Source organism: Nonomuraea diastatica (assembly GCF_004349015.1).
Taxonomy (GTDB): domain Bacteria; phylum Actinomycetota; class Actinomycetes; order Streptosporangiales; family Streptosporangiaceae; genus Nonomuraea; species Nonomuraea diastatica.
On sequence record NZ_SMKP01000252.1, the window covers coordinates 1 to 12,856 of the forward strand.

The window sequence follows — 12,856 nt, forward strand, 5'->3', positions numbered from 1 at the left end:
GCCCACCCGTTGCCCGTCGACCGGCTTGACCCTCCGATGCCCACCCCGAGCGGTCCTCACTCCGCTCGGGCTGCACTCCTTCCAGGGGCGTCGCCCAGGCACCACCCGCGAAGGACGAGAAGAAGGCGTTGGCGATCCCGAACTCCCTTGAGGAGATCGATCAGGGCGGGATGCGCCCTGCGACTTGCGCTCACCCTCGTGGATGGCACTAGATGTTCGTTTCGTTCGTTTCTTGGCAGGGTGGAGATGAGTGTGAGGAGGCCCCATGACGACTGAGCTTGCCGAGCGGACGGTCCTGCCGCCGGGAGTCCCTCTTGATCAATTGGTCGATGCGATCAGGCATTCGTCCAGCGGCCACGCGGAGTTGGTAGGAGCGGGGGAGAGCGAATCGTCCTACCTGACGAGGTGTTCGAGGTGCTCCAGTTGGTGGTGCGGTGATAGCCGCTGGGCAGGCGGTGACGATCGCCCCTCACCACCGGACGATGACCACCCAGGAAGCAGCGGACCTGCTAGGCGTGAGCCGCCCTACGGTGGTCCGGCTACTGGAACGCGGTGAGATTCCCTTCGAGCAACCTGGGCGTCATCGTAGGTTTCTGCTCCGCGATGTGCTGGCTTACCAGGAGCGCCGCCGTCATCAACGCCAGGCATCCCTGGACCGGATGGTAGAGATCTCCGAAGAAGCCGATCTGTACGAGGTTACGGCCGATCCACGTAAGACCAGATGACCGGAGGGCAGGATGACCTTCAGTGTCATACTCGACACGTGCCTGTTGTATCCGGCCTATCTGCGACACACGCTGCTCCGCCTGGAAGAGACAGGTCTGTTCCGGCCTCTGTGGTCAAGCGGCGTTCTTGACGAACTAGACCGCAACCTCATCGGGGCCGGCATCCCAGCCCAGACCGTCAGTCGACTCGTGGCAGATGAGGTTCGCATTCGACGACGCCGTAGTAATCGGCTACGAGCCACTTATCGCCACGATGACCTGTGACGATAAGGACCGCCACGTGCTGGCCGCCGCAGTCTCTGCACAGGCGAACGCTGTGGTGAGTGTCAATGTCAAGGATTTCCCTGCACACGCCCGCGAGCCATACGACATCGAACTACTCACTCCTGACGCTTTCCTGTTCGGCCTGTCGGACGCGATGCCTCGGATCGTCCTGCGAACGCTGCGCGAGCAGGCCGATAGTTACAAGCGTGACCCCAGGACCGTACTTGGCCTCATGACCGCGCCGGAGCGGACAGGCCTATCGGGGTTCGCTGGTGAAGTGAGACGACAAGTCGGGTAACTATCCCGCCGCTTCCCTGACACCCGCCCCGAGCGGTTCCGCTTCGAATATGGGCACGCGAAACGGGCTCAGCTCTTCCCTCCCCCCGTCACCGCGGAACCCCAGGCCCTCATCATCTTCCCGAATTCCTTACGGAAATGCTCGCGGTCGATCGTCTCACTGGCGTGATGGAAATACCAGTTGTCCAGTTTCCCCCGTAGCCCGTTGAACTGCGGGGAAGCCGCCTCATAGCCGAAGTACTCCTTGTAGTACCCGAAGTGGCTCCACATCCCCGGAGTGACCGCCTTCTTGCCCGTCGACCACGTGTGGTTGACCTGCGGACTCAGATCGCGCGCCATTTCGTCATGTGTCGCCTGCACCAGGGAACGGGGTCCGATGAACGACATCTGCCCCCTGGCAACCTGCGGGAGCTGCGGGAGTTCATCCCATCCGGCGGCTCGCATGAGCTTGCCGAACCTTGTGACCCGGGTGTCGGAGGATCCCAGGCTGGAATCCATGCCATCGGCGCTCTTCATCGAGCGGAATTTCCACATCTCGAAAAGTTCGCCATTTTTGCCAAGCCGTGGCTGCTTCATGAAGGGGCTCTTGCCGTCCTCGGCGAACTTCAGCAACGCTGTGAAGCTGGCCACAGGAGCGGCGAGGGGCATGAACGCCATGGACCATTTGAACTCCATCCACCTCTTCTCGGGGCTGCGCAGCCACGGCAGTCCCTTTGTGGGGAAGGGTTCCCATGGCAGGCGCAGCGCCAGTTCGGGTGACTCGCGCCGCCGACCGGCCAGAAATGTCATGCCGGCCAGTTCCGCGCTGGTGCCGAGGAGCGCCATGCCGAAGCCGGCCTGTGCGGCATGTTTCCAGTCCCAACCGTGCCCGCTCGCGAATCCGGCCGTGGCCATGGCGCCGGTGCCCACCGCCCCACCTACGAGGAGGCGGGAGAAGACCCGTTCCCAGCCCGGTTTCTCCATCGCCGCGGCCAGGCCGGTCAACAGCGGCCCGCCCTTGCGCAGAAGTGAGGGCAGGGCGCCGTGCGCGCCGCCCATGAGGCCGCCCGCGACCGCCCCGTGCCATGCCATCTGCAGCAGCTCCGACAGATCGATGTCGCCGGTGGCGAACAACTGGTCGATCACGTTCAGCCCGCCGGCGAAGGCCATGCCCAGCACGGCCTCGCGAATGATCCGCAGAGTGATCTGCAGTGCCAGCCCCTCCAGCCGGATGATCGTCGCCAGCCAGGCATTGAGATAGGGGTTGATAACGGTCGCCACATACACCAACGTCACCACGAAGGCGGCGGCTGCCCAGAAGTGCCACTGCGCCTTGGCGATCGCGTCCATCCCCGTCTGGCAGTAGTCGGCGAGCTCATCCGACTGCCGTTTCAGCTCCTCCAGCAGCCCTTTCTCGCCGGAGACCATTTTCACGGCCTTCCTGAACTCGTCCGTGCTTGGTCCGAGCCCTGACGCGATCACCCGCCCCCCGTGCTGGTCGACCTCCTCTGACACCCGATCGATCACACGGCCGATCGACAGCGCGGCCTCGCGGAGCTGGTTCACCTTGCCGATGTCTCCGTCAGGGTACGCACATCCGAAACCCACGGCCTCGAAGAACCATGCCGCCTGCTGCACGAAACTGGGCGGCTCGATCGTCGAGGGCAGCCTGCCTCCATCGATCACCGGCCGATATGCCTCGATATCCGCCAACGCTGCGGATGGCGAGGGCCGAAGGGACCGCCGGCCTTCCAGAACGTCCATGTTCGCGCTGTTCGCGCTGTGGTAGACGGCACCGGTGCTGACCATCCCGGCGCCCATGCCTTGGAGCAGATTCACCGTCCCGACCAGGTTGTCCAACAGGGCGTCGCGCAGCCCCACGAAACCCGGCGCCTTCCGCGTCCGGTCGCCCTCGTACAGGGCTCGGCCCAGCTCGTCACTCCCGAACGGCCGCTCGCTCATCGCGTCGCAGAACTCGTCCACACCAACCCGCAGGGCGTGCGCCGCGTCCTGGACGCCACCCCCGGCTCCCGTCCAGAGTTTGGCTGAGAATCCGGATTCCAGCATGGTTGGCGACTCCAGCGACCGTAACCGACGAAAGTGTTGATCTTGTCAATAAGCTGTCAAGAGTGTACAAGGCTGGCCGAACGGCGCAATAAGGGTCAGGATGCCGCGATGTGACGGCCCGCAGCACCGGCCGCAGTGGCGTCCTGAGCAGGACCAGCAGGGCGCCAGAGCTGGAGCGTTCTCACGTGGTGAGATCCGGGGGTTGAAGACGGCGGTCGGGATGTGCGGGGGAGCGGCCCATGGTCCACCTGCGCATGCGGCCAAGCGAGAATGCGCTCTCATCCCAGCGGGGTTGTCGGGCGCGGCGGTGGATCGTCGTGTTCGTTGTGCGCGTACCGATGAGTTTCTGCTCGCTCGACGGTCATAGCTCGCAATGGTCAGTTCGGACTCGGCAGAGGAGCAGCACATGGTCATCGTCGCCGGCCATATAGTCATCGACCCGCAGCAGCGCGAGCGCTATCTCGCGGACTGCGTGGGCGCCATTGAGCTGGCCCGCCGCGCACCCGGCTGCCTTGACTTCGCCATCAGTGCGGACCTGGCAGATGTCCGCCGTATCAACATCTTCGAGCGCTGGGAGTCGCAGACGGCCGTCGAGGCGTTCCGCGGCAGCGGCCCCGGCGACACGCAACGCGCTGCGATACTCGCCGCCTCGGTGGCCGAGTACGACGTCGCGGGCGTTCGCTCGCTGACCTGAACCGAGCGCGGGCGCAATGGGTGCCGACCGCGGAAGGCGCCCCAGGCGAACGGCTCCGGGCTGTCATGTCGTCGTACGCCTGCCGCCCTGGTCACGCAGAAGCTCCACGAAAGTCGCGACATCATCGGCGCTCACAGTCTGCTGGAGCCCTCGTTCGATTGCCGTGTTGCTGAGCGTGGTGCCGCGCCGCGTCGCGTAGAAGATGCCCGCGTCGCTGCGGAAGCACGACCAGTCAGGGAACGTCTTCCGGATGAGGCCGAGGTCGTGGGGAGGTTGAGTCATGCCGACAGGGTAGGAGGGCAGGTTTGAGCTTGTCTGTAGTGCTCCATAGTGCCATCCGGAGATCGATGGAATTGCACGGTTCCTACAGTGACCTCGTGATGGAGTTCCGCGAAGACCAGCCCCGATGGCAGCAGGTCGCCCGGGTGATTCGCGGGCGCATCGCCGAGGGGACGTACCGTCCCGGCTCCCGGGTCCCGAGCGAAAACGACCTCATGCAGGAGTTCGGCATCGCTCGCATGACGGCGCACAAGACCATGAGAGCCCTCCTCGAGGAGGGCTCCATCTACACGGTGCGAGGCATGGGCAGCTTCGTCAGCATTCCCGACGGCGCATGAACGGGATGCTGTGGGCTTGACACTCGCGACCCACTGCCGCGGGCGCTGAGCTCATCCCGTCCCAACCCGGCCGAAGGGCGGGCGGCGGGCCCAGGTGGCCCAGCGCCAGAGCCATTCGAGCGGGCCTTGGCGGTAGCGGCGCAGCCACAGGGCGGACAGCAGCCACTGGACCGCGAGGATGGCTCCCGCGGTCAGGAACGCCACCTGCAAGGACTGGCCGACCGGCAGGCCGAGGATGCGACTGGCCGCCAGGACGAGAAGTGTGGCGGTCAGGTAATTGGTCAGAGCCATCCGGCCCAGCGGCGCGAAGACAAACCGCAACACCGGTCGCAGCGGCGTCCTGAGCAGGACCAGCAGGGCGCACACGACCACACCGGCGATCAGCAGATCGGCCAGGCCGGACGTGAACGACGGCTGCATCGGGTCCGCCCCGATCTCCACTTGAGCGTGCACCCACAAGGCAGACGCCGCCCCCGCCCCGAAGACCAGCCCCAGCAGAAGCGGCCCCCGGGTGGACCGCTCAATCTGCTCAATCACCCCGTATCGAACCAGCGCCGACCCGAGGAGGAACAGCCCGGCGATCAGCAGAGGCCCACCCCCGCCGAACAACGCCACCGGAACGAGCACGGCGGCGAGGCCTGCCACGGCCCATCGCGGCAGCCAGGACGAGGGCAGCAGCACCAGCACGCCGACGACCGCGTACTTGGTCAGGATCTCCCCCGGCCACACCAACATGTGCACGAGCCCGATCGCGAGCAGCGCCACAAGCCGACGCAGCAGAACCAGCCACGGGCGGGAGACGCGGTCGGCGGCGGAGTCCAGCAGCAGCGTGAATCCGATGCCGAACAGCAGGGAGAAGATCGGTAACCCGAGCCACGGGTCCCAGTCGCCCATGGGCTGCGTCACGACGGCGGTGCCGTGATTGGCGATCAGCTGGATGTTGGCGAACAGGATCTCGCACAACGTGAACCCGCGCAGCACGTCGAGCGCGATAATCCGGGGCCGGCCAGAGGCGAGCGCAGCTGCCTGCGGCTGGCTGCGCGCGGGCGCAGCGGCCCTGGACCGACCGGTGGAGGCGGTGGCATCGTGCGGGAGAGGGTGATCGGGATCGCTGGTCGGTTCTCGGGGGAACTCTTCGCGAGACATGAAGCCGAATGCTGCAGGGTCGTCCGCGGGGACGGTATCGGTCGAAAGCAGGGTCAGCGGCATCCATGGTCGTACTTTCGGCCGAGGTTACAGCAGGCAGTGGCGACGTCCTATGGTCGGCCAGTTCCTGATCGTGCCCGATGCCAGGAACCATGACCCAGATTCCGCCGCGCACGGCCACCGACGCCGACCTTTCCAGGATGGGCGGGTTGATACGTCTCGACATCATCTCCGACGTCGATCTCGGAGGGCTGGTAGAAGACCACCACATGGTCGCCCGCGGGCTGGAGCTGACGGAGGCCGGCGGCGTGCTGCACTACGAGTTCGTGCCAGGACTGCGGCAACAGGAGGAGGAGACCAAGGGCCCCTTCTGGTACTGGATTTTGTCCACGGAGGACGACCTCGGCACTTCCTACAACGACCACAACAACGGTGCATTCGACCCGGACGGCGAGGCGGCCGCGCACGGAACTCGCCACCTGGGCGGGCCGGTTCCCGGCTCCGCCCGCCTGCTGCGGCTGAACTTCACGCCGGCCGGCGGATGGACACCTCCACAATCCTGGTGCCGGCGACTGGACATTTCCCTGCCCGACGGTCGCGTAACAGCGTCATGGAATTCCGCCGAATGAGAACGGCCCTAGGTGTCCGTCCGACGCACGCTCAGGACTACAAGAGCGTCCGGGTATCGTGCCACGGCCTGCGCCTCTCTTACCGCCTGCCCGAGTTTGTCATTGAGCGACAGATTAGTTCCGTCCGGCGTCTCAAGGGTCAGAAGATGGTCGGGCCACTGACCGGATCGCAGTTGTACGCCGGGATAGCTCAGTTGCGTCACCACCTTCCAGTTATTGGACTGCAGGGCACGAGAAACATCGTCCACGGCCGCCCCTTCGTCAGCGAGCCGGCGATCGACGATGAGATATTCTGTCACGATGACCGAGTCCGCCTCCGTGTAGCGCAACTCGGTCCGCGCCACAACACCGCCGACTTTTTCGATCTGACTGATCGCGCCGGCATCCACCTCAAGCGGCTTTGCCACCCAGAACCAGCCGATAGCCGCATAGGCCAGGCCGCAGAGCAGACCGATGGCCATGACCACGACAGTCGCCGACAGAGCCAGGGACCTTACACTTATCTTCCGCATTGCCACGCTTCCTACTGCCATGGATTGTATGCAGGCGCCGGCGCCTTACATGACGGGCCGTTCACGCAGTCCCAGTATTCGTTGGCCGCGTTCCGCACCCAACCATAGATGGCGTTCCATCGCTTCTGAGCCTCGGCCGTGGGAGCAGGCCCACCATTCCGCCATCGCTCGAAGTCGTGAGGATTGATGCCATAGGCGACTGCGGCTTCCCAGTCATTGATATGACGAGTGGTGTTCTCACGACCATCCCGGTTCGGCCCGCCGGGAACGACTATTGATTCCTTGAGGTGCCGCAGATATGCGGCGGCGAGGCGGATCGCGAAGGAAGCGTTATGATTTAGGATGCGCCCGATGTCTTCGTTGCTCAACTCCTTCGCCATGTTCTTGTAATACTTGTTCATCATTTTTTTGGCCGTGCCGATCTGCATCTGACCGATCCCCAGTGATGTTGTGTCCAGCCATCCTTCTCGTTCTCCAACGGCGTCACCCGGATATCCACCGGTCGGCTCCCAGTGGGACATTTCATAAATCAGGACCGCGGCCAGCGCCCTCCGGTCCACACCGTGCTCTTTCGCCGCCCTGGTGATCTCTGATTTGAGGCTCAACAGGCGCTTGTATTTACTGTAGTACTCGTATCGGACATCAGGGCCGGAGATGCTCCCACCCATAAGCTTCATGTCAGGAGACAGCTCACCGTAGCCGTTCACTTTGAAGCCTGCGAGCCGTGGATCGTCGGGATTCTTCGCGGCGGCTCTCTCCATTGCTTCCATACTGGCCAGTCCGCCGACCATCACCCAGCTCGCTGCCAGGTCGTCGTTCGTCATCCTCACGGACCAGCCGGCCATGTACGCGTTCTGCACCTTTTCGTCGGCGAACCAGAAGTTCGGTTGGTCGATCTCTCTTCCGTTCGGCATGATCTTGTAACCGAGACGTTCGATCTCCTCATCGGAGAAACCGGGACTGGCGAACCACCACTCGTTGTCGATCACGAAGTCGCTCCACCATTGCTGGTGCACGAACGTCTCGTGACAGATGCTCCCGCTGGAAATACAGCCGCCACTGGCCCATCCGGCTTCCCTGAGCGAACCACCCGGAACGGTGTTGTGGCCGGTGGGGTCGGTGCCGGTGAGGGGGGAGGCGTTGGCGTAGGTGTAGCGGTTGGCCTGGATCGAGGGGTTGGGGTTCAGGGTCATGGTGTCGCGGCTGGTGAAGGTGGCGGTGCCGGGTTGGTACCAGCGGGCGTGCATGTTGACCTTGCCGGTGTCCGGGTCGGTGTATTCGCCCTGGTAGCCGAGCTGGGTTGTGGTTCCGGTCCGGGCGGTGACGGAGCCGAACGGGTCGTAGACGGTGGAGGTCTGCAGGGTGCTGGTGTAGGTGGCCACCAGGTCGCCGTGCAGGTCGGTGAACGCGGCCACCGCCGCGCTGGTGCCTTCTTTGAGGCCGAGCAGGCCGCCACCAAGGTCGCGGGCATACCTGGCTTGGACGGCGCCGCCGCTGTCGGTGATGGCGGCCAGGTCGTTGCCGAGCCCGGAGTAGGCGAAGGTCTGCTTGGTGGTGCCGTGGATGCGGCTGGTGAGGCGGTCGAGGGCGTCGTAGGCGTAGATGCTGTCGCCGTCGGCGATGAGCCGGTCGAAGGCGTCGAACGTGTAGGTGGTGGTGCCGGCCTTGGTCTGGGTGGCCAGGGTGCCCCGTGGGGTGTAGGTGTAGGTGCTTCCGTCGCCGGTCAGCAGCCGGTTGCGTTCGTCGTAGGTGAAGGTCTTGTCGCCGGCCTTGGTGCGGTTTCCGGCGGCGTCCCATTCGTAGGCGGTGGTGGCGCCGTCGGGGGCGGTCCAGGAGGTGAGGCGGCCGGCGTGGTCGTAGGCGTAGGTGTGGGTGCCTGCCCCGGCCGTGCCCGCGGTGGTCTTGGTGGTGAGGTTGTCGTCGGCGTCCCAGCCGTAGGTGATCTTCGCGAGCTGGGTGCCGGAACCGTTCTCGAGCGTCTGACCGGTAAGGCGATCCATAGGGTCGTAGTCGAAACTCTGGGTGCTCGCCTGGCCGCTGGTGGCGGTGACGGTCTTCAGGCGGCTGGCCGGGTCGTAGCCGTAGGTGAGGGTGCGGCCGGTCACCGGGTCGGTCGCAGTCTTCAAGCGGCTGGCGTTGTCCCAGGTGAAGGTGGCGGTGCCGGCGGCGTCGATGCGCTGGGTGGGGTTGCCGAGCGCGTCGTAGCTGTAGGCGGTTTCCTGGGTGCTGCCGCGCGTCACCGTCAGGGGCAGGTCGCGGTCGTTGTAGTCGACGCTCAGGTTCCCGGCGGTGGTCATGCGGTTGGCCAGGTCGTAGCCGAAGGTGCGCTCGGCGGTGGCGGCGCCGCCGCCCGCGCCGTTCTCCTTGGTGAGGCGGCCGAGGTGGTCGAAGACGCGGTCGATGCGGACGCCGCCGGGCTGGAGGGTGGCCACCGGGTTGCCCGCCGCGTCGTAGAGGTGGGTCCAGGTGCGGTCGGCCGCATCCGGGTGCGCCGTGGTGGCCGGTTCGGTCACCGATTCGGCCAAACCGAGACTGTTGTAGGTGGTCCAGGTGGCGTTGCCCCGCCCGTCGGTGAGCCGGGTGCGGGCGCCGGTCGCGTCGTAGCCGAGACTCGTGGTGATCGACTCGCCGTCCGAGACCGGCTCGACGAGCGCGGTGGGGCGTCCCAGGGCGTCGAACCTCTGCTGGGTGACGTGGCCCTCGGGGGAGGTGACGCTGGTCTGGTTGCCCGCGGCGTCGTAGCCGAAACCGTAGGCGCGCAGAACGCCGCCGCTGCCGTCGAGGTCTTTTGCGGTGATCTGCCGGCCGGCCAGGTCATAGCCGGCGGTGGTCGCGTTGCCGTTGGGGTCGATGGTCTTGATCAGCCGTCCGGCCAGGTCGTAGACCATGCCGGTCGTGTTGTTGTTCGGGTCGGTCACGGAGGTGACCTCACCGGCCGCGTTCACGCCGTAAGAGGTGACCTTGCCGCCCGGCGCGGTCTGCTTGACCAGCCGGCCCGCGTCGTCGTACTCCATGGTGGTGGTGTAGGACGCCGTGGAGGGCTTGCGTTCGATCTGCGTGGCGGTGATCTGCCGGCCGAGGTCGTCATAGGTCGCCCCGGTACGCGCGCCGGTCGGGTCGACCGTGGCGAGCTTCTCCCCGGCCATGTCGTACTCCGTCACCCACGTCCCGCCCTGCTGCCCCTCGGGGGCGGGGTCGGTGACGCGCACCTGCCGGCCGAGCCTGTCGTACTCGAAAGTGGTGGTCTGGCCGCGCGGGTCGGTGGTGGAGGTGAGCTGGCCGGCCGCGTCGTAGGTGTGCCACGTGGTGGTCGGGGTGAGCGCGGTGCCGCCGGGCGGGGTGTAGCTGGGCGCCTTCTGGCCGGTCAGGCGGCCGGCCTTGTCGAAAACCGAGACCACGGTACGGCCCTCGGCGTCCGTCTCGTGCGTCTGGGCGCCGAGCGTGTCGTAGCCGAACCGCACGGTGGGGCGCGCGTCGGCGGCCGTGCCGGCTTTTTCGACCTTGACCTGCGGTCCGGTGGCTGCTGTGAGGCGGCCGAGCGCGTCGTAGCGCATCTCGGTGGTGTACGCCTCCTTGTTCGCGCCCGCCACGTTGCCGCGCGGGTCGGTCATGGCGACGGCCAGTCCGCGATCGTCATACTCGACGGTCGTGACGAGGTCCTCCTCGCCGTTCTCGACGGTCGTCCTCGTAGGCAGGTTCGTCTTGGTGTAGGCCTGTTCGGTGACCTCAGCACGGTCGCTGCCGGCGCTGGTACGGGTGGTCTTGATGAGGTTGCCGTTGGCGTCGTAGGTGAACGCGATCCTGCGGTCCAGCCCGCCGGGGTCGAACGTCTGCGAGGTCAGGAAACCGGCCGCGTCGTAGACACTCTCGGTCGTCAACTTCTTCTCGCCGCCGGTGACCAGCTTGATCTGGTTGCCCGCCGCATCGTAGGTGTGGTTCTCCAGCACGACGTCCCGTGCGGTCGCCGAGCCGTTCAGCTTCACGTCGTCGGCGATCTTCTTGGCGAGCAGGTTGTCGCCGAAGTAGTCGAAGGAGGTCTTGCGGCCCATCGCATCGGACTGGGCCACGAGGCGGCCGGCCGCGTCGTAGCCGAACGACGCCAGGACCTTGTCCGTGGCGGGTTGCGGGTCGACCGGGCTGCCGGTCCAACCCTTCAACGTCTGGGTAATCAGCTCACCGCGCTTGCTGTAGGCGTGCTCGACCACCGCGCCCCTGGCATCCGTCACCGTCGCCGGCTTGCCGATGGTGTTCCAGCTCTGACGCACCACACCGCCCTCAGGGCCGGTGATCGTCTCGACCCTGCCGTGATCGTCGTAGGTATAGACGGTCGCGCGCTCGGCGTCACCGCCGGTCAGATCGCTGACCGTCTCGCGCAGCCTGGCGCCGTCCGGGTCATAGGCGTACGCGGTGCGCCTGGTGTGCGTGACACCGGACACCTCGTTCTTCACACCCGGCTCGGTCCGCGTCGCCACACGGCCCAGCACGTCATAGGTCAGGACGGTCTTCACCCCGCCGGGGTGCGCTTCGGACACCTGCGAGCTTTCGCGGAGCCGGCCCAACGCGTCATAGTCCAGCTCGACCTGCAATCCCTCGGGGTCCCGTTGCTCGGCCAGGTCACCGGCCGCCGTATAGCGGTAGGTCCACGTGTTGCCCCTGGGATCGGTCTGGGAGGCGACCAACCCGGCCGGGGTAGTGCCGCCGCCGACAGCCGACTCCGTGCCGTCGGTGTAGGAGGTCGAGACCGAGCGGCCCACGGGAAAGCCGGAGGTGGCGGGGGTGGTCTGCTTGACCTGCTCGCCGAACTGGTTGTACTCCCACGTGGTCGCGTAGGTGTCATCCGTGGAGGAAACGGAGCGGCCGTCGCGGGCGATGGTCACGCGGTCGTTTCGCGGGTCGTACTTGTTGTCCTTGTTGAAGAGGTACGACAGGTGAACGGTCTGGCAGTTGCCGGCGCTGCGGCAGGTGGTCCGGCTGAGCGGGTTGGCGCGCTCGTCGTTGGTCAGCGTAGTGACGTTGTCGTTGGCGTCGACAATGCGTGAAAGGAAGCCGCCGGTGTCGTACTGGTAGTGCGTCTCCTGGGCCAGTTGATCGCTCCGGGTTGTGAGCCGGTGGCCGCGCCAGATGTCGTGGACGGTGGTCAGCTTCTCGTTGTTCGGATCGCTCACCGTGATGGTGGACGTCCCGGCGGCCTTGTCGATGACCGGCTCGTTGATCTGCCAGGTGCCGCCATGCTGGTCGGTGTGGGTCTTGAGGCGATCGGTGCCTGCGTCGTAGGAGTTGGCCGCCCACACTCTGCCCGCGGGAGTGGTCACCTTGGTCAGCTTGTTACGCGCATCCGATCGGCCCGCCGCGTAGTGCGCCTGTACGTCGGCCAGGGTCAGGGCGCGGTCGTAGAGGGCCGCCTCGTCGAGCAGGCCGTCCAGAGCGAAGTTCCCGTCGCCGCGGGCGGGCATACGCCAGTTCAGCGGACCGGAGGCGAATCGGGCATCCTCCTGCCAGGAGAGCGTGCGCGGCGTCGCCTGGCTGCCCACCAGCTGTCCATCCAGATAGAGCCGGTCGGTGCCGTTGTCCGCGCTCAGCACCACGTGATGCCATTGGCCGTCATTGACGGCCGCCGGGGACGTGATCGGCGTGAACCATTCGCTGTCGTCCTCGGACTCCCTCGGCAGGAACTGGCCGCGTAACTTGCCGTCGGTGCCGACGTACAGGGCTGAGTCAGCCGAGCCGGACAAGCCCGCCGAGAACACCGTCCCCGGCTGGGTGGTCTTGAACCACGCCTCCACCGAGACCTGACCGGCCAGCCTGCCGACCGCATCAGGCTGCAGGATCATGCCGGAGCCCTTGAACGCGGTGGCGGTGTCGCCCGTTCCGGCCAGTGCGCCGGGCTGCCCCCGTGTGCCCGCCAGGACAGTGGCCTGGCCCCCAC

Annotated in this window: 10 protein-coding genes; 5 read left to right on the forward strand and 5 right to left on the reverse strand. The window is 66.1% G+C overall.

Annotation, left to right across the window (positions count from 1 at the left end):
• The first annotated feature begins 482 nt into the window (after positions 1-482).
• Both E1294_RS55150 and E1294_RS47530 read left to right on the forward strand, forming a co-directional pair.
• Positions 483-725, forward strand: a complete 243-nt coding sequence (locus E1294_RS55150; RefSeq protein ID WP_220448351.1) for a helix-turn-helix domain-containing protein — start codon at positions 483-485, stop codon at positions 723-725.
• A 196-nt stretch (positions 726-921) separates the two neighbouring features.
• Positions 922-1,287: a VapC50 family PIN domain-containing toxin gene (locus E1294_RS47530; protein ID WP_246083790.1), complete on the forward strand. Its 366-nt coding sequence runs from the start codon at positions 922-924 to the stop codon at positions 1,285-1,287.
• A gap of 68 nt (positions 1,288-1,355) precedes the next feature.
• Here E1294_RS47530 and E1294_RS47535 read toward each other — a convergent pair whose 3' ends face one another.
• Complete coding sequence (locus tag E1294_RS47535) at positions 1,356-3,332, reverse strand: sugar transferase (RefSeq protein ID WP_132518673.1); 1,977 nt, start codon at positions 3,330-3,332, stop codon at positions 1,356-1,358.
• A gap of 406 nt (positions 3,333-3,738) precedes the next feature.
• Here E1294_RS47535 and E1294_RS47540 point away from each other — a divergent pair, with 406 nt between their 5' ends.
• Complete coding sequence (locus E1294_RS47540) at positions 3,739-4,026, forward strand: putative quinol monooxygenase (RefSeq protein ID WP_132518675.1); 288 nt, start codon at positions 3,739-3,741, stop codon at positions 4,024-4,026.
• Positions 4,027-4,089: 63 nt separating this feature from the next.
• On the opposite strand, the gene E1294_RS47545 is transcribed toward E1294_RS47540, so the two are convergent.
• Positions 4,090-4,308: a hypothetical protein gene (locus E1294_RS47545; RefSeq protein ID WP_132518677.1), complete on the reverse strand. Its 219-nt coding sequence runs from the start codon at positions 4,306-4,308 to the stop codon at positions 4,090-4,092.
• A 65-nt stretch (positions 4,309-4,373) separates the two neighbouring features.
• Between E1294_RS47545 and E1294_RS47550 the strand changes: the two genes are divergently transcribed.
• Positions 4,374-4,643, forward strand: coding sequence for a GntR family transcriptional regulator (locus E1294_RS47550; RefSeq protein ID WP_246083791.1), 270 nt, complete (start codon positions 4,374-4,376; stop codon positions 4,641-4,643).
• 51 nt (positions 4,644-4,694) lie between these two features.
• Here the strand turns inward: E1294_RS47550 and E1294_RS47555 are convergent, their stop codons facing one another.
• Positions 4,695-5,852, reverse strand: coding sequence for a DUF418 domain-containing protein (locus tag E1294_RS47555; protein WP_246083792.1), 1,158 nt, complete (start codon positions 5,850-5,852; stop codon positions 4,695-4,697).
• Between the two features lie 89 nt (positions 5,853-5,941).
• Here E1294_RS47555 and E1294_RS47560 point away from each other — a divergent pair, with 89 nt between their 5' ends.
• On the forward strand, positions 5,942-6,418 hold the full coding sequence (locus tag E1294_RS47560) for a hypothetical protein (protein WP_132518679.1): 477 nt from the start codon (positions 5,942-5,944) through the stop codon (positions 6,416-6,418).
• A gap of 8 nt (positions 6,419-6,426) precedes the next feature.
• Here the strand turns inward: E1294_RS47560 and E1294_RS47565 are convergent, their stop codons facing one another.
• Both E1294_RS47565 and E1294_RS47570 read right to left on the reverse strand, forming a co-directional pair.
• Positions 6,427-6,879: a hypothetical protein gene (locus E1294_RS47565; RefSeq protein ID WP_132518681.1), complete on the reverse strand. Its 453-nt coding sequence runs from the start codon at positions 6,877-6,879 to the stop codon at positions 6,427-6,429.
• A 62-nt stretch (positions 6,880-6,941) separates the two neighbouring features.
• Entirely contained in the window at positions 6,942-12,761 is a 5,820-nt protein-coding gene (locus tag E1294_RS47570; protein WP_220448352.1) for a LamG-like jellyroll fold domain-containing protein, read from the reverse strand.
• Between the last annotated feature and the right edge of the window lie 95 nt (positions 12,762-12,856).